The 24,114-nt window shown below is 43.0% G+C and carries 19 protein-coding genes; 10 read left to right on the plus strand and 9 right to left on the minus strand.

Annotation, left to right across the window (positions count from 1 at the left end; translation table 11 throughout):
- Positions 1-21: 21 nt before the first annotated feature.
- Positions 22-909 carry a LysR family transcriptional regulator gene (locus tag SWP_RS08155; RefSeq protein WP_020911980.1) on the minus strand — a complete coding sequence of 296 codons (888 nt, stop codon included), beginning with the start codon at positions 907-909 and terminating at the stop codon, positions 22-24.
- A gap of 239 nt (positions 910-1,148) precedes the next feature.
- On the opposite strand from SWP_RS08155, the gene SWP_RS08160 reads away from it, so the two are divergent.
- Positions 1,149-2,357, plus strand: a complete 1,209-nt coding sequence (locus tag SWP_RS08160) for an adenosylhomocysteinase (RefSeq protein WP_044555784.1) — start codon at positions 1,149-1,151, stop codon at positions 2,355-2,357.
- Between the two features lie 80 nt (positions 2,358-2,437).
- Here SWP_RS08160 and acs read toward each other — a convergent pair whose 3' ends face one another.
- Entirely contained in the window at positions 2,438-4,390 is a 1,953-nt protein-coding gene (acs, locus tag SWP_RS08165) for an acetate--CoA ligase (protein WP_020911982.1), read from the minus strand.
- A 173-nt stretch (positions 4,391-4,563) separates the two neighbouring features.
- On the opposite strand from acs, the gene SWP_RS08170 reads away from it, so the two are divergent.
- Positions 4,564-7,992: a hybrid sensor histidine kinase/response regulator gene (locus SWP_RS08170; protein WP_020911983.1), complete on the plus strand. Its 3,429-nt coding sequence runs from the start codon at positions 4,564-4,566 to the stop codon at positions 7,990-7,992.
- Between the two features lie 58 nt (positions 7,993-8,050).
- Here SWP_RS08170 and SWP_RS08175 read toward each other — a convergent pair whose 3' ends face one another.
- A complete protein-coding gene (locus SWP_RS08175; protein WP_020911984.1) occupies positions 8,051-8,383 on the minus strand; it encodes a hypothetical protein in 333 nt (110 codons plus the stop codon).
- Positions 8,384-8,781: 398 nt separating this feature from the next.
- Here SWP_RS08175 and SWP_RS08180 point away from each other — a divergent pair, with 398 nt between their 5' ends.
- The gene (locus tag SWP_RS08180) at positions 8,782-10,071 is read left to right on the plus strand and encodes an NAD(P)/FAD-dependent oxidoreductase (RefSeq protein ID WP_020911985.1); all 1,290 of its coding nucleotides are present in this window, start codon (positions 8,782-8,784) and stop codon (positions 10,069-10,071) included.
- 67 nt (positions 10,072-10,138) lie between these two features.
- On the opposite strand, the gene SWP_RS08185 is transcribed toward SWP_RS08180, so the two are convergent.
- Together SWP_RS08185 and SWP_RS08190 are read right to left on the minus strand one after the other, a co-directional pair.
- The gene (locus SWP_RS08185) at positions 10,139-10,798 is read right to left on the minus strand and encodes a response regulator transcription factor (protein WP_020911986.1); all 660 of its coding nucleotides are present in this window, start codon (positions 10,796-10,798) and stop codon (positions 10,139-10,141) included.
- A 218-nt stretch (positions 10,799-11,016) separates the two neighbouring features.
- On the minus strand, positions 11,017-11,442 hold the full coding sequence (locus SWP_RS08190; RefSeq protein WP_044555785.1) for an acyl-CoA thioesterase: 426 nt from the start codon (positions 11,440-11,442) through the stop codon (positions 11,017-11,019).
- Positions 11,443-11,719: 277 nt separating this feature from the next.
- Here SWP_RS08190 and SWP_RS08195 point away from each other — a divergent pair, with 277 nt between their 5' ends.
- Positions 11,720-12,142 carry a GNAT family N-acetyltransferase gene (locus SWP_RS08195; protein WP_020911988.1) on the plus strand — a complete coding sequence of 141 codons (423 nt, stop codon included), beginning with the start codon at positions 11,720-11,722 and terminating at the stop codon, positions 12,140-12,142.
- Between the two features lie 108 nt (positions 12,143-12,250).
- Here the strand turns inward: SWP_RS08195 and SWP_RS08200 are convergent, their stop codons facing one another.
- Positions 12,251-13,318 carry a 3-deoxy-7-phosphoheptulonate synthase gene (locus tag SWP_RS08200; protein WP_020911989.1) on the minus strand — a complete coding sequence of 356 codons (1,068 nt, stop codon included), beginning with the start codon at positions 13,316-13,318 and terminating at the stop codon, positions 12,251-12,253.
- A gap of 365 nt (positions 13,319-13,683) precedes the next feature.
- Positions 13,684-14,496 carry a posphoenolpyruvate synthetase regulatory kinase/phosphorylase PpsR gene (ppsR, locus tag SWP_RS08205; RefSeq protein WP_020911990.1) on the minus strand — a complete coding sequence of 271 codons (813 nt, stop codon included), beginning with the start codon at positions 14,494-14,496 and terminating at the stop codon, positions 13,684-13,686.
- Between the two features lie 126 nt (positions 14,497-14,622).
- On the opposite strand from ppsR, the gene ppsA reads away from it, so the two are divergent.
- The 5 genes from ppsA to SWP_RS08230 all read left to right on the plus strand — a co-directional run bounded on the left by ppsA (position 14,623) and on the right by SWP_RS08230 (position 21,743).
- A complete protein-coding gene (gene ppsA, locus SWP_RS08210; protein ID WP_044555786.1) occupies positions 14,623-16,992 on the plus strand; it encodes a phosphoenolpyruvate synthase in 2,370 nt (789 codons plus the stop codon).
- A gap of 140 nt (positions 16,993-17,132) precedes the next feature.
- On the plus strand, positions 17,133-20,183 hold the full coding sequence (ydiJ, locus tag SWP_RS08215) for a D-2-hydroxyglutarate dehydrogenase YdiJ (RefSeq protein WP_020911992.1): 3,051 nt from the start codon (positions 17,133-17,135) through the stop codon (positions 20,181-20,183).
- 80 nt (positions 20,184-20,263) lie between these two features.
- A complete protein-coding gene (locus SWP_RS08220; RefSeq protein WP_020911993.1) occupies positions 20,264-20,698 on the plus strand; it encodes a DUF1285 domain-containing protein in 435 nt (144 codons plus the stop codon).
- 155 nt (positions 20,699-20,853) lie between these two features.
- Positions 20,854-21,291, plus strand: a complete 438-nt coding sequence (locus SWP_RS08225; protein WP_020911994.1) for a MarR family winged helix-turn-helix transcriptional regulator — start codon at positions 20,854-20,856, stop codon at positions 21,289-21,291.
- A gap of 38 nt (positions 21,292-21,329) precedes the next feature.
- Positions 21,330-21,743: a PliI family lysozyme inhibitor of I-type lysozyme gene (locus SWP_RS08230; protein WP_020911995.1), complete on the plus strand. Its 414-nt coding sequence runs from the start codon at positions 21,330-21,332 to the stop codon at positions 21,741-21,743.
- A gap of 33 nt (positions 21,744-21,776) precedes the next feature.
- Here SWP_RS08230 and SWP_RS08235 read toward each other — a convergent pair whose 3' ends face one another.
- On the minus strand, positions 21,777-22,121 hold the full coding sequence (locus SWP_RS08235) for a hypothetical protein (protein ID WP_044556344.1): 345 nt from the start codon (positions 22,119-22,121) through the stop codon (positions 21,777-21,779).
- A gap of 167 nt (positions 22,122-22,288) precedes the next feature.
- On the minus strand, positions 22,289-23,320 hold the full coding sequence (locus tag SWP_RS08240; RefSeq protein WP_020911997.1) for a Leu/Phe/Val dehydrogenase: 1,032 nt from the start codon (positions 23,318-23,320) through the stop codon (positions 22,289-22,291).
- Between the two features lie 268 nt (positions 23,321-23,588).
- On the opposite strand from SWP_RS08240, the gene SWP_RS08245 reads away from it, so the two are divergent.
- A complete protein-coding gene (locus SWP_RS08245; RefSeq protein WP_020911998.1) occupies positions 23,589-24,026 on the plus strand; it encodes a DUF4826 family protein in 438 nt (145 codons plus the stop codon).
- Positions 24,027-24,114: the final 88 nt, after the last annotated feature.

The raw sequence follows: 24,114 nt of genomic DNA on the forward strand, positions 1-24,114 counted from the left end.
GCTTGGGAGCTTGGCATGACGCTAGGCGTAATAGCTCAGTATATGGTCTATGAATTTGCGAACTTTAAAAGGTGTTACAGAGTGGCTTGGGTAGACGATATGCAACTCGGTCTGCCAAGTATAATCTTCAAGTAAACTCACCAATGCCCCCGATTGCAGTTGAGTTTGACAGACAAAATCCAAGGCGCAAGCTATGCCAATATCTTGGCTTGCCATCTCCACCAGTAAGGATTCAGAGTCAGAGCGAATAGAAGATTTTATATCAATAAACTCAAATTCTTCATCTTGCTGACTAAATTTCCATTTATCTTTAGTGAGGCAACTCCGGTAATTCATACAGCGGTGATGAGCAAGATCTCGCGGCGAAGACGGGCTTCCATTGAGTTTAATGTAGGCAGGGGAGGCGACAACCCGAGTGCCAATATTTTTAATTTTTCTTGCCTTCATACTGCTATCGGTAAGTTCGCCAATGTGGAATGCCAAATCAACCCGGTCGCTGATCATATCCTCAAGGCTATAACCATAGCTAATTTCGAGTTCTATACCATTGTGTAAGCCTATAAAACGGCTAACAGCTTGCATCAAATGAGCATCATGTTCTAGTACGCTCGGTAAGCGGATTTTGAGTAAGCCACTTAAGGTGTCATTTTTACGGTCAATCACATCATGGCATTGGTTTATCTGGTTAAAAATATTGGCATAGCTATCGAATAAAAATTTGCCCTCATCGGTTAGCGACATACGCCGGGTCGTTCTTTGCAATAAGGTACATTGTAAGTCAGCTTCAAGCTTTTTAAGTTGTTTGCTTACTACCGATTTAGATACAAGCAATTCATCGGCCGCTAAAGTGATCGAGTTATGCTTCGCAACGGTATAGAAGGTCATCAGTAAATTTAGGTTTATGCTCATCTGTTCTCAACAATTGGGTTCGACCGACGGCGAAATTAAGTCGCCCTCGTTGATAGTACGTTAGCCGCCTGCAGTTATCCAGCTGTCAGCTTAGTAAGACGCATTAAGCGTATTTTCATCCTGTGATTATTTCCGCATAGAAACAGTCTTTGTATTTGATTCTGTTTTTCCTAAACAGCAGTTGCAGCAACATATGTCGTAACTCATTGACCATGTCAGAATCATTAACAGAGGTACCTATGACACTTTCACTCGACAATTATCAAGTTGCTGACTTAAGTCTTGCGCCAGAAGGGACTAAACGTATTGCATGGGCAAAACACCATATGCCGATTATGCGCAGTCTTATCGAGCGATTAGAAAAAGAGCAACCATTTAGAGGGCTAACTATTGGGATCTGCTTACATGTAGAGGCGAAAACGGGGGTTTGGTTAGAAGCATTAACTAAGGGTGGTGCAAAAGTCGTTATCACCGGGTCGCCTGGCTCAACGCAAGATGAAACGGCTGCGGCACTCGTGACCGATTATGGTGTACATGTTTTTGCTAAGCGAGACGAATCATTTGAGGAGCATATTCATTACTGTAAGGCTGTACTGCAGTTTAACCCGGACATTATTTCCGATAACGGCGCCGATCTACATGAACTTATCTTCACTGACCCGCAGTTTGAGCACCTTCAGCAACATATTATAGGAGCCACAGAGGAAACCACAACAGGAGCTAATCGTTTAAGGGAAGACTTTAAATCTAATAAGTGGAGTACGCTAATTATTAACGACACGATGTCAAAACGCATTATCGAAAATCGCTTCGGTGTGGGCTCCTCGGTCGTTGATGGTATTATGCGAGCTACCAATGTGATGCTGCATGGAAAGAAAGTGGTCGTTGTTGGCTATGGTTATTGTGGTAGCGGCACTGCTCAGCGGTTACGGGGGATGGGAGCACACGTTACAGTCGTTGAAATTAATCCGTTAGCTAAACTGGAAGCGCACCTTGAAGGGTTTTATACGGCGCAGCTTGCGGATGCGTTACCTGACGCCGACATGGTCATAACGATTACTGGCCGTGACGATACTCTACAACAGCAACACTTTGAATTGATGCGTGACAAAACCATTATTGCCAATGCTGGACATTTTCAGCGCGAAATTAACGTAGCCGCACTACAAAAAATGAGCAATAAGCAACAGCAAATTAGACCCCATGTAACAGCTTATGATTTGGGTAACAAACAGCTCTTCCTATTATCTAATGCAAACTTGGTTAATCTTTCAGCAGGCGACGGTAACCCGATTGAGATTATGGATCTAGGTTTAGCGTTGCAAACATTGAGTTTGGAAAGAATTGCGCTGGATGCAAAATCACTAACTAAAACTCCGCAGCCCGTTCCCTATGATATAGAGTTGAAAGTCGCCGAATTGAGTTGTGAACACTGGATCAATCATTAATCTAAGCAAAAGCGAAGAGCAAAAAGGCTACAACATTTCGATGTTGTAGCCTTTAATCGATTTAAAATTCGAATCGATAGTTATTCGCTGCGGTTAAGTCGAGACTCAATTAGTGTGTCAATGACTGCAGGATCTGCAAGCGTTGAAGAGTCGCCCAGGTTTGTCACTTCATTTGCGGCAATCTTACGTAGGAATCGACGCATAATCTTTCCTGAACGTGTCTTAGGTAAGCCGCCAGCCCACTGAATGAGATCAGGAGTTGCTAGTGCGCCAATCTCTTTTCTAACCCATTGGCGAAGCTCTTGACGTAGCTCTTCAGTTTCTACCGTACCCCTCGTCAGCGTCACATAAGCATAGATCCCCTGACCTTTAATATCATGCGGATAGCCAACAACTGCGGCCTCTGCAACTTGCTCATGGGCAACTAAGGCACTTTCAACTTCTGCTGTACCCAATCTATGACCTGATACGTTTATCACATCATCAACGCGTCCAGTGATCCAGTAGTAACCATCTTCGTCGCGTTTCGCACCATCACCGGTGAAGTACATTCCTCTAAAGGTTTTAAAGTAGGTCAGTACAAAGCGGTCATGATCGCCAAATACGGTGCGCATCTGTCCAGGCCATGAATCAAGAATCACTAGGTTTCCTTCATTCGCCCCTTCTACGATATTGCCCATGTTGTCAACAAGTGCTGGCTGTACACCAAAAAATGGACGAGTTGCTGAGCCAGGTTTAGTATCTGTAGCACCTGGTAGTGGGCTAATCAAAATACCGCCAGTTTCTGTTTGCCACCACGTATCAACGATAGGGCATTTCTCATGACCAATTACATCGTTATACCAGCGCCATGCTTCAGGGTTAATCGGTTCTCCAACTGAGCCCATTATGCGCAGTGAACTGCCGTCGAAACCATTGAACTGCTCTTTACCTTCGGCCATTAACGCACGAATAAGCGTGGGAGCGGTATAGAGGATATTGACATTATGTCGGTCAATCATTTCACCTAAGCGAGCTGGACTTGGATAGTTAGGCACACCTTCGTGGATTAACACGGTAGCGCCATTAGCAAGTGGCCCATAAACCATGTATGAGTGCCCGGTGATCCAACCGACATCCGCGGTACACCAATACACTTCCCCGTCTTTATAATCGAAGACATATTCGTGAGTCATCGCAGCGTAAACCATATAACCGCCTGTAGTGTGTAACACACCTTTAGGGTTACCGGTTGAGCCAGAGGTATAGAGTAAAAATAGCGGATCTTCAGCGCCCATCTCTTCTGGAACACAATGCTCGGAGGCCGTTTCCATTAAAGATTCCCACCAGATATCACGACCTTCGACCCAGTTGATGTCGCCGCCAGTACGCTTCATTACGATGACTTTTTCAATACAATCAACATCAGGGTGGGATAGTGCTTCATCGATATTAGCTTTAAGCGGGATAATACGGCCTGCGCGAACACCTTCATCAGCAGTAATGACAACTTTCGAGTTACCATCAATGACGCGTGAGGCGATAGAATCGGGTGAGAAACCACCAAATACCACAGAGTGGATAGCGCCAATGCGCGCACAGGCAAGCATGGCAACTGCGGCTTCTGGCACCATAGGCATATAAACTGTTACTACGTCTCCGCGTCTTACGCCTTGGCTGCGAAGGGCGTTAGCAAACTTACATACATCAGCATGCAACTCACCATAGGTGATAGTACGCTGATCTTTTGCGTCATCGCCTTCCCAGATAATAGCCACTTTGTCGGCATTATTTTCTAAATGTCTGTCTAGGCAGTTGGCTGACGCGTTAAGCGTGCCATCATAGAACCATTTAATGAACAAGTTATGGTCATCGAACGACGTTTTCTTTACTTTAGTAAAGGGTTTCATCCAATCGATACGGTTGCCGTGTTCTCTCCAGAAACCTTCAGGGTTTACAATCGACTCCTGATACATTTTTTTATATTGTTCGTCATTTACAAGTGCATTGGCTGCGATTTCACTTGGAACTTTGTAGAGAGACTGCATGCTCATTGGGCTTCCCTTATCTAATTTGCGTGAGATGAGTATGGATTGTGTGAGGGTTATATCTCTATTAGACCTTGGTCTAGTAAAAAAATATCCTTATTTTTTAAATGGTTGTAATTTATTTTTGGCTAGATTTCATTTGGTTTTTACCGCAAAATAGGTAAAAAAAAGAGAATCCTATGAATTTGACTGTTCTGGTTGGCACCATTGCCATCATATATGTATGTATCTTGTTCCTCATTGCTTGGGGAGCTGAGCGCTGGTTCAGTCGTATCACGAAGCGGATCCAAACTTGGATCTATGGTTTAAGCCTTGCTGTGTATTGTTCATCTTGGAGTTTTCTCGGCACGGTTGGTCAATCTGCCGATGACCTTTGGTCATTTCTCCCCATTTTTATTGGACCTATCTTAATATTCACTGTTGGTTTTGGCCTGCTGAGAAAGATGGTGATTGTGTCAAAGGCACAAAACATTACCTCAGTTGCCGATTTTATTGCCGCACGATATGGGAAATCTCAAGTACTTGCAGCAATCGTAACTTTAATAGCCCTGTTTGGCATCATGCCCTATATAGCACTGCAACTTAAAGCGATGGTGTTCAGCTTGAATCTTTTTCAGCCAGAGGGGGCATTGTTTGACGGCGCTAAAGTCTCGCTGGTTATTACTGGTTTATTAGCCATTTTTGCTATTTTATTTGGTACCAGAAAGCTTGATGCGACCGAGCATAACCCCGGAATGATGTTGGCGATTGCCTTTGAGTCACTTGTAAAATTAGGGGCATTTTTACTTGTTGGTGTCGTCATAAGCTTTGGCGTTTTCGATGGGTTTACCGATATTTGGCAGCAAGCAAGTGCTAAAGATTTAATCAAGGAACCTAATCTTCGTATTGAATCACTCATGCCTGAACTGCTGGTGGGCATGGCTGCATTCTTGTGTATGCCAAGGCAATTTCACGTAATGATGGTGGAGTGCACTAATGAACAAACCATGGTTAAAGCCAAATGGATGTTTCCGGTTTACTTATTACTGTTTGGCCTTTTTGTTGCGCCACTTGCACTCGCGGGCAAGCTATTGCTTGGCGATGCTGTCGCGGCTGACACCTATGTGATAAACCTGCCATTGGCGCTGGATAAACCATGGCTGGCCGTTGTGGCATTGCTCGGAACACTTTCAGCGGCGACGGGCATGGTCATTGTGGCTGTGGTGACAATAAGTGTAATGGTTAGCAATGAATGGCTAGTCCCACTGATGTTGCGAACAGGGCAGATAAAGGCCAGAAATTTCAGTCAATTTTCTCACCTGCTGCTAAATGCACGCCGCCTAGCCATCATGCTTATTCTGGGACTTGGGTATTTTAGTTACCTATCGTTTATGGATAACGATTCGTTGTCCTCATTAGGCATGCTGTCATTTGGCGCGTTTGCACAGTTGGCGCCAGCGTTAATAGGCGGTATGTATTGGAAACATGGTAATCGCAGTGGAGTGTTCTTAGGGCTTGCAGTGGGTTTTGGCAGTTGGTGCTATATCTTGTTGCAGGGGGCTGCGGAACATTCGGGGATTGTATCGACAGATATTGCCCTTTTAGAATCTATTAAGCCCAATGTACGCGACATCTTAATTGCACTGCTTGCCAATTGCGCATGTTACATGTTGGGCTCAGTATGGTTTAGAGCGGGAGTTGCTGAACGTATCCAAGCTAGCGCTTTTGTTACCCCAGGACGGTTAAAAAATGATACCAATCGTAAGAGTGCACCAGTTTCACAGCAAGATTTACTTATTTTAGCGAGTCGCTTTGTCAGCCCTACAAGGGCGTACGAGAGTTTTTCGGGTTTTTCTGAAGATGCCGTTAAAAGTGATAGCTGGCATAAAGTTGCACCGCCTGAGCTCATCGCGCATACCGAACATATGCTTGCGGGGGTGCTTGGTGCCTCAAGTGCATCATTGGTGATGGACTCCGTCATGCAAGGTCGTGATCTTGCTCTTGATGAAGTGTTTAGTCTGGTTGATGAAGCTTCCTCTAAAATTATTTTAAGCCAAGATATGCTTAGAGGTGCCATCGAACATGCCTATGAAGGCATGAGTGTGGTCGATAAAGATCTGAATTTGGTGGCTTGGAACTATAAATATGCCGAGCTGTATGACTATCCAGACAATTTTTTACAAGCAGGCATGCCAATTAGCGATGTCGTTCGTTTTAATGCTGAACGCGGCTATTGTGGTGCTGGCGATATTGAAGAGCAAGTCGAAAAGCGTGTGCAACATATGCGCAACGGCACTCAACATGTATCTGAGCGGCAACGAAGAGATGGTAAAGTCATAAAAATTCAGGGCAATCCTATGCCAGGTGGTGGCTTTGTCATGACTTTTACTGATATTACTCAGTATCGTTTACAAGCAAAAGCCCTGCAAGAGTCAAACGAAACCCTTGAGGCTCGGGTTAAAGAGCGTACCTACGAGTTATCCATGCTTAACAGCAAACTGCTTGAGTCGAAGGCGCAAGAGGAGATGGCAAACGCATCGAAAAGCCAATTTCTAGCGGCCGTTGGTCATGACTTGATGCAACCATTAAATGCAGCTCGACTCTTTACGGCATCTTTGTCGCAGTATCCAAACTTAGATTTAGAGGCAAAGACAACCTTAAATCACGTTAACAGCTCGCTGAAAATAGCTGGAGAGCTATTGACGGACTTACTCGATATTTCCAAGTTGGATTCAGGAATGGTTGATGTAAATCGACGAGACTTTGCTATTGCAGATCTACTTGATGGCTTAACAGTTGAGTTTGAGGCAATGGCTAAAGATTGTTCAATTAACTTTAGCGCCATTCCTTGTTCGGCGACCATTAATTCAGATCCAAGCCTCTTAAGGCGCGTGTTACAAAACTTCTTAACTAATGCGTATCGTTATGCCAAGGGAAGCCGTGTTTTGTTAGGTTGCCGTTATCGCGGAGGAGAACTTGAAATTCAAGTGCTTGATACAGGCTGTGGTATTGATGAGAATGAAACCAAAGAGATTTTTAAAGAGTTTAAGCGATTAGATAACCCTGAAAGTAAAAGTGCCAGTGGTTTGGGGTTAGGGTTAGCCATTGCAGACAGGATTAGTCGTGTTCTAGATCATGAGATCAACGTCAGTTCAATATTAGGGCAGGGCTCAGTATTTTCCATTAAAGTGCCACTTGGTAAAAAGGTTACTGCACCTACGCCAAAAAAAGTAGCCTCTTTATTGCAACCTTTAGCAGGCGTGAAAGTATTGTGTATTGATAATGAAGAGGCCATCTTGGCGGGGTTGGAAAGTTTATTAACGCGTTGGCAGTGTGAGGTTATCTGCGCCAGCGACTTTGCCGATGCTAGAATTAAACTTGGGCTTAAAGGAGTTGCTCCAGATATCGTACTTGCAGACTATCATCTAGATAACGATCAAAATGGCGTTGATGCGATGGATGGTGTCAGAAACCTTTATGGTGAAAACCTTCCAGGTATATTGATTACCGCTAATACTCGTAAAGATTTGATTGATGACATTCAGCTTCGAGGTTACCACTACATGGCCAAAATGGTGAAACCTGCTGCGCTTAGAGCATTGATCTCGAGCTTAGTTAGAAAGGGCTAATTGTCGAAAACAAAAAAAGGCACATGAATTGTGCCTTTCTACCTACATATGAATTGAATTATTCAACTTTTACTGGAGTTAAACCTTTATCTCTAGATTCAACGGCACTGTCTACATCGAACCCACCAGTCTTCCAGTTTTTTGCTTCTTCAGCATCAAAAGACTGTCCTTTCCAACTTGTCGCGCTGGTAAGGTTAAAGCCTTGTTTAGACCAACTCTCTGATTGCTCTGGGGTGAAACCGCCGCTTTTCCATGCTTGAGCTTGTTCAGCGTTAAAACCAATTTCCTTCCATGCAGCTATATCTCTTTCTGACATGCCTTTCCATGTAGCGGGTGCAGATGCACAGGCACTAAGCGCGAGGATAACAATTACTAAACCGAGTTTTTTCATTTCACAGTCCTTATTCTGATCGTGACTTAATATGCCGAATCTACCCAGAGCTAAGCCTGTGCGCCTCTCGACAACATATGTTCTATCTTTTGCGGCAATACTCTCTGCTCATGGATAAGTTAAGAAGAGTGAAGCTGAAGGCGACGTGTACGACTTATCTATGTAAAAGGTATTTACCGTTCACTATTGAAGATAGTCGCTGAAATATCACTCGACAAGTTATTGCTTCAAATGGAGTAAACCGACTTGATATAAAGTTATCGAATGAAGAGTGACAAATTTTTTGTCTTCACTATTCAGGTTTATGATGACTTGACCCAACATTAAAGATGGATATACTGAACGCCATGTAAAAAATATAAAACAAGAAGTAATCAATTACTCAAAAGGAAATTGTTATGTCACAACCACGTTGCAACTCATACTATAACGCTACCATCAATACTGAAACTGACTACCCTGAGTTAGAGGGTGATATACGTGTTGATGTGGTGATTGTTGGTGGTGGCTTCACTGGCGTAGCGACGGCCGTTGAGCTTTGTGAGAAGGGCTACAAGGTTGCGATTGTCGAAGCCAATAAGATTGGTTGGGGAGCGACAGGACGCAATGGTGGACAGGTGACGGGCAGTTTGTCAGGTGATACAGCCATGATTAAGCAGCTACGCAATAAGTTAGGCACTGATGCTGAGCAGTTTGTGTGGAATATGCGTTGGCGTGGACATGAAATTATTAAAACGCGAGTAAAGAAATACGCCATTGAGTGCGATCTTAAGTATGGACATTTGCATACAGCCTATAAAACGAGTCACATAAACGAGTTGCAGCAGACCTATGATGAGGCTTGCAAGCATGGCATGGATAGTGAACTTGAGTTGCTAACTAAAGAGCAATTACCTGAGTATATCAACACGCCTTTGTATCATGGTGGGTTATTAAATAAACGCAATATGCATCTGCACTCAGTCAATCTTTGCATTGGTGAGGCGAGGGCTGCGGAGAGTTTAGGGGCACTTATTTTTGAAAACTCTGCTGTCATTGATATTGATGATGGCGTACTTGCTACTGTGACGACTGCAAAGGGCAAGATTACTGCCAACAGTGTCGTGCTCGCAGGAAACGCTTATCATAAATTGGCGAGAAAAAAATTAAGAGGCATGTTGTTTCCTGCATCACTTGGGAATTGCGCCACTGCACAACTTACCTCTGAGCAGGCCCATGATTTGATCCCCAAAGATGTTGCGGTATATGACACCCGTTTTGTACTGGATTACTACCGACTAACCGCTGATAACCGTTTAATGTTTGGTGGAGGAACTAACTATTCGGGGCGAGATTCTAAAAATGTTGCTAATGAACTTAGGCCTGCTCTGGAGCGTACTTTCCCACAACTGAGAGGGATCAATATAGAGTATGAGTGGACGGGGATGGCTGGCATAGTACTCAATCGAATTCCACAGTTAGGTAAAGTTTCTAACAATGTATTTTATTGCCAAGGATACTCGGGTCATGGGGTTGCAACCTCTCATATTATGGGAGAGATAATGGCTAATGCCATTATTGGAGAGCAGCTAGAGTTTAATCTCTTTGCTGAGATGTCTCACTTACGGATCCCATTAAATGAATGGTTCGGAAACCAGGCATTGGCACTAGGGATGATGTACTACAAGGTCATGGAGAACTTTAGGTAGTAACAGGTTATTGAATATCATTAAAAAGCCGCATTTAAATGCGGCTTCTTTATGGGGGGGCAGGCGATTAAATATCGACTTTTTCCATCTCTAACTGCTGCAGTGCAATGACTGCTTGGGTGCGATTTCGAACGCCCAGTTTTCTAAATATAGCAGTGGCATGCGCTTTAATTGTCGCTTCTGAAACGCCTAAATCATATGCAATTTGTTTGTTTAGCAAGCCTTCAGCAAACATCTGCAGCACTTTATATTGCTGCGGAGTAAGGTCTGAAAGTTTACTGGCCATCTGGTCAGTACCATCATCACTGACTTCTTGCAGTTCAACGCCTTCAGGTAACCATACATCACCAAATAAAACTGCCTCTAGTGCCGTAGCAAGGGTTTCCATAGATGATGATTTAGGGATAAACCCTGAGCTACCATAATGAATGGCACGGCTAATCGTTGTATTATCTTCATGAGCAGAGATAACAACGACGGGGAGCTCTTGGTAGTGGGTTCTAAGATGGATCAATGTCGAATAGCCGTGAGAGCCAGGCATTTGTAGATCCAGCAAAACAACATCGTATTCAATGTCGCTATTGTCTAAGAGGTTTTGCAGTGCATCAGCGCTATCAGCTTCGAACCACTGAGTATTGGTAAACGCTGTGGCTAATGCTTGTCTTAAGGCGTTTCTAAATAGAGGATGGTCATCCGCTATTATTATATTTAAGTTTTCAGGCTTCATGGCTTTATAGGGTTATTTTGGTTGCTCGTGAAGATACTTTCAATGTAACAGATAAATGACAAGCTATTCTATGGCTTTATCCGACAAACGTTATTATTTGGTAAATTTTTGCGTGGAGTTAGACTTTGGTCTAAAGCTTTATACCTTTTATTAATAGGTTAATCAAAAGTTCGAAACAAATTATAGAGGTTTTTACTAAACCTCTATAATTTATGCGTTTACCCTTGGGTCCAAACTGTTGTTGGCTTTCTATCATCGTCTACTGCAACAAAGGTAAAGACACCGCGTATCGCATGTTCACGAAGATCTTGGTACATATCCTCTACAAAAATATTAACTTCAACTTTGATTGAGGTATTACCTACATGAATCACTCTGGCAATAATCTCCGCTAAAGAACCTGCTGGGATTGCTTTGTTAAAATCAATTCTATCTGAACTGACGATAACAAGTGTTTTGCGGCAAAAGCGTGTAGCTGCAATGAATGCTGTCTCATCCATCCAAGCTAAGGCTTCTCCACCAAACAGTGTATTGTGGTGGTTAGTAATTGATGGAAACACAGCTTTAATAACGCGAGCTTCTGACTGCTCAATTCTCAGTGACATTGCTTCACTAAATTGAGTCGGTGTTTGAGTTAAAGGCATACGGCAACCTAAGGTTATGCACAAGAGAGGCGCGATTATAGTCGTTTGTGAGTAGTCACAACAGACAATTAATACTTATGGCTAATCATATTCAATCCGACTAGAACAAATGCGGGAGTAAAGTGTTGAGTTAGGTGCTGAACATGATTTTTTATAGCTTTACAATTGCACTAAATTTCAATAGGTTAATTTAAAAAATTGCTATCGAAATGCAATCGTCATAGTTGATAGTATTTAGCAGAAATAGTATCGCTATAGATAGTAAAAGGAAAACCGAATGTATCAGATAGCACGTAAAGACAAGTTATCAGAGTTGGAGCAGGCAACTATTTGGGATGGCATTGAAGCTTTCAGTCAAACCAAAGTGCCTGCAACAGGTCGATATGAATTAGCATTCGTTTTGCGCAACCCTAACGGAGAACTGTTCGGCGGTGTGATAGGTAATTATGACAATTTTGGTTGGCTGTGGATTGACTCCTTCTGGGTGTCAGAAAAGTTACGTGGCCAAGGCTACGGCACTAAGCTAATTGGTCTAATAGAGCAAGAAGCTCGAAAGAATGGTTGTGAGCATTCACATTTAACCAGCTTTAGTTACCAAGCCGTCGAGTTTTATAAGCGTCGAGGTTACAGCATTTTTGGTGAGTTAAAAGACTATATGCCAGGACATAGTCGTTGTTGGTTAAGAAAGAGTTTGAGCTGACTAGCAGGGACAAACTTTATTGAACATAATACAACTGGTGTTAATCAGGCACAAAAAAACGTAGTCAACATTGATGTTGACTACGTTTATTATCCGGCTTAATTAAACCTATTTTTTATTCAGTAATTCGATTCTAGCGCGTGAAGCTTTTGCTAGATCGCGTAGCAGTATTTCTGAATCTTCCCAATGAATACAAGCATCGGTAATACTCTTTCCGTATACAAGTTCTTCACCAGCAACGACTTTCTGATTGCCTTCTTCGATAAAGCTTTCTGCCATGATCCCTGCAATGGCAGTAGAACCTTGGCCCATCTGCTGCATAATTGATTCGGCAACATTGAACTGCTGCTTATGCTTCTTCTGGCTATTACCGTGGCTAAAATCGACAACCATACGTTGAGTGACGCCAACACTGTTTAGTTGAGTGGCTGCCTTTTCGATATCTTCGCTATGGTAGTTTGGCTGCTTACCACCGCGTAAGATAATGTGGCCATAAGGGTTACCATGCGTACGATAAACGGCCATTGCACCGTCTTTATCTGGCGAATAGAAGATATGTGGAGCCTGCGCTGCACGCACGGCATCAACAGCAATATCGATATTACCGTCAGTACCATTTTTAAATCCAACAGGGCATGAAAGTGCTGATGCCATCTCACGGTGTATTTGGCTTTCAGTTGTACGTGCGCCAATCGCCCCCCAAGTGATCAAGTCTGCAATGTACTGACCATTAACCATATCGAGGAATTCTGTTGCGATAGGTAGTTTTAGTTCAGTGATCTGCTGTAGAAGGTGACGCGCTTTACGCAAACCTTTATTAGGACTAAAGCTACCATCTAAATCGGGATCTGAAATAAGTCCTTTCCAGCCGACAGTAGTACGTGGTTTTTCAAAATAAACGCGCATTAAAATACAAAGGTCGTCTTTATATTGCTGATGCAGCTTTGCTAAGCGTTGAGCGTAATCGAGTGCAGCTTCTGTATCATGTATTGAGCATGGGCCGATGATGACAAGTAGTCGTTGATCATCGCCATTGATAATAGCCTCTACTTCACGTCGTTGCTCAACTAGATAGTCAGCAGCATCTTGAGTTAAAGGGTATTCAGAAGCGAGTTGTGCAGGTGAAATTACCTTACATAAAAGTGAGGTGCGTAGTTCGTCTGTTTTAATGGTCATTCACAATACCGAGCGTTCGTATGGGCTTTTTGCCTGATTACTTCGGATTATAACGAATCATAGCGCTATGCACAGTGGCAAATAACGGAAATTTAGCGCTAATTTGCCTCTTATTAGCAACTATTTGATTTATGTTATGCATAAGTAGCGGTGAAATGCATGATCCGCTTTAGGTCGTGGTTGTGTTGCTAAGGACTGGATAGTACGTATAAGAAGCAGAAAATTAAGCAGCGGTGAGGTGCTATTCAATCATAAAAGACACTGCGGATTGTTATTTTTAATGAATAAAAAACAGCACAAGGCTGAATGTCTTACTGTTTTGATAAAATGAAGGCTTTAAAAAAGCCTTCATTTGCTCATGAGGATTAGAACATGTGACGCTCTAGACTGGTTGCTTCTAAAATCTTGGTCGCAATCTCTTCTACCGAATGGTTGGTGGTGTTTACAAACGGGATACGTTCTCTCTTATACATCATTTCAACCTCTTTCACCTCCATTCTGCATTGGCGCATTGAGGAGTACCGGCTATTAGACATACGGCTTTGGCGGATTTCATGTAAACGGACAGGATCAATGGTGAGTCCAAATAACTTATCTTTGTTGCGTTTTAATGCATCAGGAAGTTTTAAATTATCCATGTCATCTTCAGTGAAAGGATAGTTCGCTGCCTTTATACCAAATTGCATTGATAGGTATAGGCTAGAGGGGGTTTTACCGCAGCGTGATACACCCAGTAGGATAAGATCTGCTTTATCCATGTGTTTCATGGTTTGGCCGTCATCATTTTCCATCGCGTAGTTAATCGCTTCTATACGCGCTTCATAACTGTCATTGGTTTTACCATGAGTTCGGTGTAAAGCTGGCGTTGCAGGCATGCCTAATTGCTTTTCTAAAGGCGCAACGAATGTGTTCAAAAAGTCGTAATCGAGTCCTTCGCTGCTATAGATGATGTCTCTAATCTCAGCTTTGACGATAGAATGGAAAACCAGTGGTCGCTCACCTGTTGTAATAAAACAATCATTAATTTGTGCCTTAACGGCTTCAGCTTTTTTTTCTGTTTCAACGAAAGGAATGGTAAGTGCATCAAATTCAAGGGGAAATTGACTGAGTACTGCATGGCCAAACACTTCTGCTGTGATCGCCGTCCCATCTGAGATATAAAATACTTTACGCAACATTCTGACCTCTTGTAGTAATAAAATTACAAATAAAATTATACATTTACGCTTGTTGTTGGGGAGTGTAAAATGCCGCTGCTCTCGTGTGAAGAGCCACACTAAAATATACTTGCGGAGATTAGAACTGTGCAGCAATACGTACTCTGGTATCAAGAATTAGGCATGGGTGACGTCAACAAGGTAGGCGGTAAAAACGCTTCTCTTGGTGAGATGATTAGCAATCTTTCAAATGCAGGTGTTCAAGTGCCTGGTGGATTTGCGACAACGTCTTTTGCGTTCAATGAATTTCTTGAACAAAGCGGACTTAACCAGAAGATATACGAGATTCTAGAAACTCTAGATGTAGATGACGTGAACGCACTCGCTACAGCAGGTGCACAGATTAGACAGTGGGTTATCGATACCCCGTTCCATCCAGAATTTGAGCAAGTCGTTCGTGAGTCTTACGACAAACTTGCCGCTGAAACCAGTGACGCATCTTTTGCGGTTCGCTCTTCAGCTACTGCAGAAGATATGCCGGATGCATCTTTTGCGGGACAACAAGAAACATTCCTAAACGTTAAAGGTTATGAAGCGGTACTTGTAGCAACTAAGCATGTATTTGCTTCTTTGTTTAATGACCGAGCTATTTCATACCGAGTTCACCAAGGATATGACCATAAAGGTGTTGCACTTTCTGCTGGTGTCCAGCGTATGGTGCGCTCTGATAAGGCATCTTCAGGTGTCATGTTCACTATGGACACTGAGTCTGGCAACAATGATGTGGTATTTATTACCTCTTCATTCGGTCTAGGTGAAATGGTTGTTCAAGGTGCAGTTAACCCTGATGAATTTTATGTTCATAAGCCAAGTTTAGTTGCTGGCCATAAAGCGGTTGTTCGTCGCAATATTGGTAGCAAGCTTATTCAGATGGTGTATTCAGATGATGAATCCCACGGTAAGCAAGTTAAGATTGAAGATATCGCCGCTGATAAGCGTCGTGAATTCTCAATCAATGACGAAGAAGTACAAGAGCTTGCTAAGCAAGCGATGACTATCGAAAAGCACTACGGTCGTCCAATGGACATCGAGTGGGCAAAAGACGGTAACGACGGTAAGTTGTATATTGTTCAAGCTCGCCCTGAAACTGTTCGATCTCGTGAAGATGTACAGCTTATTGAGCGTTACCACCTAAAGACTCAAGGTGATGTGGTTTGTGAAGGCCGTGCAATCGGACACAAGATTGGTAAAGGTGTGGCTAAAGTTCTTAAGTCAATTGACGATATGGACCAGATCCAACCAGGTGATGTACTGGTAACAGACATGACTGACCCTGATTGGGAACCAATCATGAAGCGCGCAAGTGCTATTGTGACTAACCGTGGTGGACGTACTTGTCACGCAGCAATTATTGCTCGTGAATTAGGTGTTCCTGCAGTTGTTGGTTGTGGCGATGTAACTGAACGCATTCAAAATGGTCAGGAAGTGACTGTTTCTTGTGCCGAAGGTGACACTGGCTTTATTTACGACGGCTTACAAGATTTTGAAGTGATTTCATCACGCGTTGATTCAATGCCTGATCTTCCTATGAAGATTATGATGAATGTCGGTAACCCTGACAGAGCATTTGATTTCGCTCGTCTGCCTAACGAAGGTGTTGGACTTGCACGTCTTGAGTTCATCATTAACCGTATGATTGGTATTCATCCTAAAGCGCTGCTTGAGTTTAACCAGCAAACGGCTGAGCTTCAGGAAGAGATCCACGAGATGATCGCTGGTTATGACTCTCCGGTTGAGTATTATGTTGCTCGCTTGGTTGAAGGTATCGCCACTATCGGTTCTGCATTCCACCCTAAAAAGGTCATTGTGCGTATGTCTGACTTTAAGTCAAACGAATATGCAAACCTTGTTGGTGGTGATAGATATGAGCCAGAAGAAGAGAACCCAATGTTGGGCTTCCGTGGTGCTAGCCGTTATATCTCTGAGTCGTTCCGCGACTGTTTTGCACTTGAGTGTGAAGCAATCAAGCGTGTACGTAATGATATGGGTCTTAAGAACGTTGAGATCATGATCCCATTCGTGCGCACTGTGAGCGAAGCTGAGCAAGTTATCCAGCTGCTAAAAGAGGAAGGCCTTGAGCGTGGTAAAGATGGCCTACGCGTTATCATGATGTGTGAGCTTCCATCAAACGCATTGCTTGCTGACCAGTTCCTTGAGCATTTCGATGGTTTCTCTATCGGTTCAAATGACTTAACCCAGCTAACACTCGGTCTAGACCGTGATTCAGGTATCATCAGTCATCTATTTGATGAGCGAAATGATGCGGTTAAAGCGCTACTTGCCATGGCTATTAAAGCGGCTAAAGCTAAAGGCGCATACGTCGGTATTTGTGGGCAAGGTCCTTCAGATCACAATGACTTTGCTGCTTGGTTGGTTGAACAAGGCATCGATACAGTGTCACTAAACCCTGATACTGTGATTGATACTTGGTTATACCTTGCCGAAGCACACGGCTAAAGTCAGCCACTAAAAATGGGATGTTAGGTCTGCGTGATTTAACATTTCGTTAAAAACATTAAAAAAGCCGCTTTTTAGCGGCTTTTTTTTGTTTATAATGTTCGGCATAAATTTAAGAATAATAATTGACAGAAGCCGCCATGTTACCGAAGTTATCTCATCAACAAACGCTTGAACCTGTTTACCTTTCCTTTCTATCAACGCTAGAGGAGGGTCAGTTTAGTGGCGATATAGACACCCGTTATAGCGCGCGATTAGCTCAAGCTACCGATAACTCGGTCTATCAGTTCTTACCGCAAGCAGTGATCTATCCTAAGACCTCTGATGATGTTCAAGTCGCGTTAACGCTTGCCAATCAAGCAGAATTTAGCAAAGTCGTCTTTAGTGCAAGAGGCGGCGGTACCGGTACCAATGGTCAGTCGTTAACCCATGGCATTATTGTCGATATGTCACGCTATATGAATCAAGTTATAGAGGTGAATGCGGCAGAAGGTTGGGTCAAAGTACAGGCTGGCGTAGTCAAAGATGCGCTGAATGATGCTTTACGGCCCCATGGTTTTTTCTTTAGCCCTGACTTATCAACTTCAAATCGTGCCACGTTAGGTGGAATGATTAACACTGACGCTTCTGGTGCGGGATCATTAGTTTACGGTAAAACCTCAGATCATGTACTGGGTTTAACCAGCATACTTTTTGATGGTAGTGAGCTTGAAACTAAGCCTGTCACACTGGCTGAACTTGAAAATATTTCTGCAATTACTGACAACGTATTAGGGCAACAGCTGTTCACAACGATAGCCAAAATGTGTCGAGGCAATCGCGAACAGATTGAGCAACGCTTTCCCAAATTAAACCGCTTTTTGACTGGCTACGATCTTAAAAATGTTTGGGATGAGCAATTAGAGCAGTTTGACTTATCACGTATCCTAACGGGTTCTGAAGGTACGCTAGCGGTGATCACCGAAGCTAAGCTGAACATTACGCCGCTACCAACGTGCCGTATGATGGTGAACATTAAATATGACTCGTTTGAGTCAGCGCTGCGGCACGCGCCTGATTTAGTTAAAGCCAATGCTACCGTTGTTGAAACCGTTGATTCAAAGGTACTTAACCTCGCCAAAGAGGACATTATTTGGCATTCTGTGTCGTCACTCATCACCGACGTACCAGGTAAAGAGATTGACGGGCTTAATATGGTTGAGTTCGCGGGTGAACAAGCTGATGTTGAAGCCAAGCTCGCTCTGCTCGAAACCATGTTAACTAAACAGCTTGAGCAAGAAGAGGCGGGGCTTTTAGGGTATCAAGTCACCTCTGATAGAAATAGCATTAACACCATATACGCGATGCGTAAAAAGGCCGTTGGCCTTTTAGGTGCTGCGAAAGGTGCACGCAAGCCTCTAGCATTTGCTGAAGACACCGCTGTGCCACCAGAAAAGCTCGCTGATTTTATTATTGAGTTTAGAGCACTGCTAGATAGCCATGAGCTGCAATATGGCATGTTTGGCCATGTGGATGCAGGGGTATTACATGTGCGTCCAGCGCTTGATATGTGTGATGCAGAAGATGAAAAACTGCTTAAGACAATCTCTGATCAAGTGGCAGATCTCACTCTTAAGTATGGCGGCTTAATGTGGGGAGAGCATGGCAAAGGGGTTCGTGGTGAATATGGCCCAGCCGTCTTTGGTGAGCATTTATATGGCTTGCTTGAAGAGGTTAAAGGGCTGTTTGATCCACAAAATAAGCTTAATCCCGGTAAGCTGGTAGCACCTAAGAAAAGCGGGCCAATGCTCTATAACGTTGATAGCGTAAAGCGTGGAAGCTTCGATAGACAGATCCCTATTCAGACTCGTAACGCATTTCCTGATGTGATGAATTGTAATGGTAACGGTCTGTGTTTTAACTATAGCCATTATTCACCGATGTGCCCATCCTTTAAAGTGACCGGTGATAGAGTTCAATCCCCAAAAGGGCGAGCTGGGCTGATGCGTGAGTGGCTACGTTTATTAGAAGCTGAAGGCATTGATGTCAATGAACTGGCTCGTGCTAAGCCTTTAGGTTGGTTGCAAAGGGCACAAAATAGCTTAAAAATAGATAAAGAATACGACTATTCCCATGAAGTTATGGAGTCGCTTAAGGGCTGCTTAGCGTGTAAAGCGTGTTCAAGCCAGTGCCCAGTTAAAGTCGATGTGCCTAAGTTTAGAGCGCAATTCTTTGATATTTATTATCAGCGTTATTTGCGTCCTGCTAAAGATTATTTGGTTGCAGGCATCGAAGAGTCACTGCCATTAATGGCGTCAGCGCCAAAGTTGGTTAATGCCGTATCGCAAAATAGCTTGAGTAAGTGGGTGATAAAAAAGTCGCTCGGTTATGTCGATTCGCCAGCACTGTCGGTACCGACTTTAAAGCAACGTTTAGAGGGCCATTCTAGTCGAGGCTATGATTTAGCGGCAATAAAGCAAATACCTGCTTCTGAGCGTCATGATTACGTGCTAGTTGTACAAGATCCATTCAATAGCTTTTATGAAGCGGGCACCGTACTGCATTTTATAAAGCTTATTGAGAAACTGGGCCTTAAACCTATATTACTGCCATTCAAACCAAATGGTAAACCAATCCATATCAAAGGTTTTTTAGATAAATTTGCCCGAACGGCAAAATCGACTGCTGATTTCTTAAATGAAGTTGCTAAGTTAGATATGCCAATGGTGGGTATCGATCCAGCATTGGTGCTTTGCTACCGTGACGAATACGCCGAAGTGCTTGGTGGTGCTAGAGGCGATTTCCACGTGCAACTCGCCAATGAGTGGTTGCTTGATGTGATTAAGCAGCGGCCTCTAGCAGACGTAACCGATAGCGTAAGCGTGGATAATGAGTTTACTTGGTTTAGCCATTGCACTGAATCAACCGCCAAGCCAAATACAGCTAATGAGTGGAAAGGGATTTTTGAACACTTTGGCGCTAAACTGAATACGGTTAGTCTGGGGTGTTGTGGTATGGCGGGTACCTATGGTCACGAGGCGGAAAATCTCGAACGCTCTAAAACGCTTTATGCTATGTCTTGGGAGCAAACTCTGGCTAAGTTACCGCAATCACAAGTGCTTATTTCTGGCTACTCGTGCAGAAGTCAGGTGAAGCGCTTCAGTGGTTTTAAGCCTAAGCATCCGATAGAGGCCTTGCTAAAATTACTGTAAAGCCGACAAAAACTAGCCAATGGCTAGTTTTTGTTTTTTAGCTGTGCCTAACGAGTGATAGTACTGAAAGGAAGCGATGTATGACCTCAAAAAAAACAGCCGCGATAGCAGCACTCAATACGTTGAACCATGGTGCGCCCTTATGTGATGCTAGTGCGATTTTTGAGATCACAGACAACGGCGACTGGTATTATCGCGGTGGCAAATTGCCGCTTAAGTTCAGCAAGCTCTTTGCGAGTATATTGCACCGGGTTGAAGGTCAATATTATTTAATTACGCCTGTGGAAAAACTAAAAGTTAACGTGGTGAATGAAGCACTCGTTATTGTTGATTATGATGTGAAGCAAGCGGGCACTTTTGAGATTACATCAAGTATTGGCACAGAGCATAAACTCCCAAATTTAAAGGCTTTTACCGTAACGGATGACAAAATAGTGCTGCAATTAGAAAAAGGAGTTATCGCAAAGTTGAATAGAGCCTGTTTTTATCGATTCATCAATGAATTTATAGCTTAATCGAACCATCGTGGGTGAACTCGAATTAATCATTTTAAAAGTTTGATTTATAAACAATTTGATTAATTGTCAACAATTAGCTATTGCTAAGGCTAGTTTCTTTTAGCGTAAGTGATAAGATTAAATGAACCGCTAAGCTGCTTAGGAGGTGCTGATTGAATCGATTTGAAAGTTTAAGTTACTTGGTCTCCCATCTAAATGTTGACCTACAAAATGCGTTAGATCAGAGGCTTAAACGCTATGATCTGGACATTAAACTTTGGCCTGTGCTGTTTTCGCTTTGGCAGGAAGAGGGGGTGACTCAAACTGAGCTGTCAAAGCGTTGTGATGTCGCTAACTACACCATGACCAGACTGCTGGATCAATTGCAACAACAGCAACTCATTACCCGTCAGCAAGATCTCGATAACCGCCGCGCATTCAATATTTATCTCACCAATAATGGTAAAGCGTTAGAGCAAGATCTTATTCGTGAGGCAGAGCGAGTCAATGAGATGTTTCTGGAAAATCTAACTGTTGAAGAGCAAGTCGAGTTCTTAACCTTAATCAATAAGATTAACCGCTTCTCCGATGAGAACCCGCCGAAAGTTTGAGTTTTGCTTGTTGGAGACTTTTTTAAAAAGGAATTACTATGCAGCGTATTTTTGTCGTATTCATTATAGCTTTCACTGTCACAGCTTGCTCTGTCAATATTAATAAGTCAAAAACAAAGCCTGCAGTAAAACCTGTTGAACAAGTCAGTCAAAGCGCTGGGTTTATTCAATCAATAGCGTTGGCGAATGGGGCAACTTTAGTCGTGGAAGAGGGACGGTTAGAACCTCGCTCTATTGGTAGTATTAGCGTTAAACTATATAAAGACCTTAACGTAGGCGATTTTGTTGCCGCAGTTAATTTTGCTCGTGACGGAACAATTGTGAAGGCTGTTTTAATTGAGAATGGTGACAATAAGCAAAAACTATCGATTACAACAGTGACTGCAGGCAGCGGCAATTATCAAGCAAGTCAGTTGATTTGCGTTACATCTAATGAGATTAAGCTTTGCTGATTGTGACTTGATACCTTCGATTGGCAGTTTTTACTAGCTCACCATCAGTAGGAAAACTGCTAATAACCCTAAGGCTAGAATGCTCTGTTGACTCATTAATCGACTTCGATATAACTCTCTTTTCCCCTGCTTTAAACTGGCGACCAAATTATTTTGTTTATAGATCCTGCAAATGAGCTGCTCGGTGGCAGGATCAAGAAAGAGGTGCAGCCTTGCAGGTTTGCCATCTTTAAGCACGACTTGATGTTCGCTATTATGACCGAAGTTGAGTTTTCTAGAGACTCGCTTACCATTGACATAGGCTTGCTCCAAGCCGCACCAATTACTTGCTTGTAACTCTATATTTTCTTGGTTGAGATCATACTTAAAACAAACCATTTGCGGACCCACAATTTCCCTAGGGCCTTTAATTCAAGCAGAGGAATATGACGTTTGCCAGTATGGAAAAATGAATGTTGTATGAAAAGGGCTTATGTAGTTGGAAGTATGTAGATAAAAAGTCAAAAAAAATGCCAAGCAACGGCTTGGCATTTTTAACTTAAACATTATTTAGCAGCATTAATGATCTCGCGTGCCATTTCATCAGCAACATCACCTGTCGTACGGTTTTGCTCATCTGACTGCTTAAAGATAGTGAGTAGTGTGTTGTAGATCTCTTCAACTTTGGCTGTAGCTGCTGCAGGATCGTAATCTTTTTCAAAAGAGACATTAATAATGCCGCCAGCATTGATCACATAATCTGGAGCGTAAAGAATGTTTTGCTCTTTCAACAACTCACCATGGCGAACCTCTGCAAGCTGGTTATTGGCACAACCAGCAACAATTGTCGCTTTAAGCATTGGGATCGTGATGTCATTGATCGTTGCACCCAGTGCACATGGCGCATAAACGTCGACATCTTGATGATAAATGTCTTGTGGGGCAACAACAATTGCACCAAATTCAGAGGCGACTCTATCTAACGAGTCTTGGTGAATATCGGTAACAATTAACTCAGCACCTTCTTCATGCAGATGGCGACATAAGTAGTAACCGACATGGCCAACACCTTGTACAGAGATCTTAAGCCCTTTAAGGCTGTCTAGGCCGCGCTGATGCTTTACCGCAGCCTTAATGCCCAAGAAGGTACCAAGTGCAGTATATGGTGATGGATCGCCGCTCTTGCCTTCTAAACCGGCCATATAAGGGGTTTCTTCATGGGCGATCATAATATCGGCAGTCGATACGCCAACATCTTCAGCTGAATAGTACTTGCCACCTAAGGTATCAATACAGCGGCCGAACGCTCTAAAGAGTGCTTCGCGGTCTGTAATTTTTGGATCGGCAATGATAACGGACTTACCGCCACCCATAGTCAGTCCTGCTAGTGCGTTTTTGTAGGTCATGCCACGAGAAAGACGAAGAACGTCGGTTATTGCTTCATCGTCTGATTCATAATTCCACATACGACAGCCGCCTACAGCTGGGCCTAAGTTTGTGTTATGAATTGCAATAATGGCTTTAAGGCCGCTTTCTTTGTCCTGACAAAAAACAACTTGTTCATGGTCGTCAAAAGAGATGTGATTGAATACTGCCACTTGTTGATCTCCGCTATAAGCATCGAAAATGCCGCTACTGCTAGATTACAGTGCGATCTGTTTGTTATATTTATTGCAGAACGATAGCATTTAGCGATACTCTCAACAAAGTAAAGATTCGGATTATTTGTGATCCATGTGGCAATTCTGCTTTCCACTTTACGTTAACGTAAAGTTTTAAGCGTTATTTAAGCGAGTTAGGCGTGTAAAATTATTAGAGAGTTGCATAGTTATGGACTCAAAAGAACAATAAGAAAGGATGGAAGAGATGGCTGAACAAGAAGTCGATCAAGCTCAAGACCAAGAAGCATTAAGACAAGAGTGGATCAGAACGCAATTTCAAAAAGCGAACAAGTTTCTTGCTGAAAAAGGCATTATGCCAAATAAGGTTTATGCGGATGAAAGTCGCTACTTAGCGCCATTTGTCGCGATTTGGAAAATGGATTCTAAAAAGCCATCTAAGCAAACATTTTGGGTAATGTCAGGCGATTTACCTGCTGATTACGTTGATGTTAATGTCGCTGCAACCGCTCGTGATGCTATCCGTCATTTTTCTATGATGTGGCAAATGAAAGCGGAAAATATTCAGCGTTCAGGTTTGACTAAAGATCCTGCACAAGCTCAGTTTGCAGAGCTGCTTATCTCGCGTGCAGAAGGCTTATACAAAATGCAGGCTGATGATAAAATTTGGGGGCCTGCTGCGTAGTAGCAAACAGATTACAATACTAAAGGCACCGTTGAGGTGCCTTTTTTGATCCAATTGCACGAGTATTGGCTCGTTAGCTGTTCGCATA

It is taken from the genome of Shewanella piezotolerans WP3, assembly GCF_000014885.1.
Classification (GTDB): Bacteria; Pseudomonadota; Gammaproteobacteria; order Enterobacterales; family Shewanellaceae; genus Shewanella; species Shewanella piezotolerans.

Excerpts from the sequence above, each read along its gene's own strand:
- SWP_RS08155 (WP_020911980.1), bottom strand. The coding sequence starts at position 909 with ATGAGCATAAACCTAAATTTACTGATGACCTTCTATACCGTTGCGAAG.
- SWP_RS08160 (WP_044555784.1), top strand. The coding sequence starts at position 1,149 with ATGACACTTTCACTCGACAATTATCAAGTTGCTGACTTAAGTCTTGCG.
- acs (WP_020911982.1), bottom strand. The coding sequence starts at position 4,390 with ATGAGCATGCAGTCTCTCTACAAAGTTCCAAGTGAAATCGCAGCCAAT.
- SWP_RS08170 (WP_020911983.1), top strand. The coding sequence starts at position 4,564 with ATGAATTTGACTGTTCTGGTTGGCACCATTGCCATCATATATGTATGT.
- SWP_RS08175 (WP_020911984.1), bottom strand. The coding sequence starts at position 8,383 with ATGAAAAAACTCGGTTTAGTAATTGTTATCCTCGCGCTTAGTGCCTGT.
- SWP_RS08180 (WP_020911985.1), top strand. The coding sequence starts at position 8,782 with ATGTCACAACCACGTTGCAACTCATACTATAACGCTACCATCAATACT.
- SWP_RS08185 (WP_020911986.1), bottom strand. The coding sequence starts at position 10,798 with ATGAAGCCTGAAAACTTAAATATAATAATAGCGGATGACCATCCTCTA.
- SWP_RS08190 (WP_044555785.1), bottom strand. The coding sequence starts at position 11,442 with ATGCCTTTAACTCAAACACCGACTCAATTTAGTGAAGCAATGTCACTG.
- SWP_RS08195 (WP_020911988.1), top strand. The coding sequence starts at position 11,720 with ATGTATCAGATAGCACGTAAAGACAAGTTATCAGAGTTGGAGCAGGCA.
- SWP_RS08200 (WP_020911989.1), bottom strand. The coding sequence starts at position 13,318 with ATGACCATTAAAACAGACGAACTACGCACCTCACTTTTATGTAAGGTA.
- ppsR (WP_020911990.1), bottom strand. The coding sequence starts at position 14,496 with ATGTTGCGTAAAGTATTTTATATCTCAGATGGGACGGCGATCACAGCA.
- ydiJ (WP_020911992.1), top strand. The coding sequence starts at position 17,133 with ATGTTACCGAAGTTATCTCATCAACAAACGCTTGAACCTGTTTACCTT.
- SWP_RS08220 (WP_020911993.1), top strand. The coding sequence starts at position 20,264 with ATGACCTCAAAAAAAACAGCCGCGATAGCAGCACTCAATACGTTGAAC.
- SWP_RS08230 (WP_020911995.1), top strand. The coding sequence starts at position 21,330 with ATGCAGCGTATTTTTGTCGTATTCATTATAGCTTTCACTGTCACAGCT.
- SWP_RS08235 (WP_044556344.1), bottom strand. The coding sequence starts at position 22,121 with ATGGTTTGTTTTAAGTATGATCTCAACCAAGAAAATATAGAGTTACAA.
- SWP_RS08245 (WP_020911998.1), top strand. The coding sequence starts at position 23,589 with ATGGCTGAACAAGAAGTCGATCAAGCTCAAGACCAAGAAGCATTAAGA.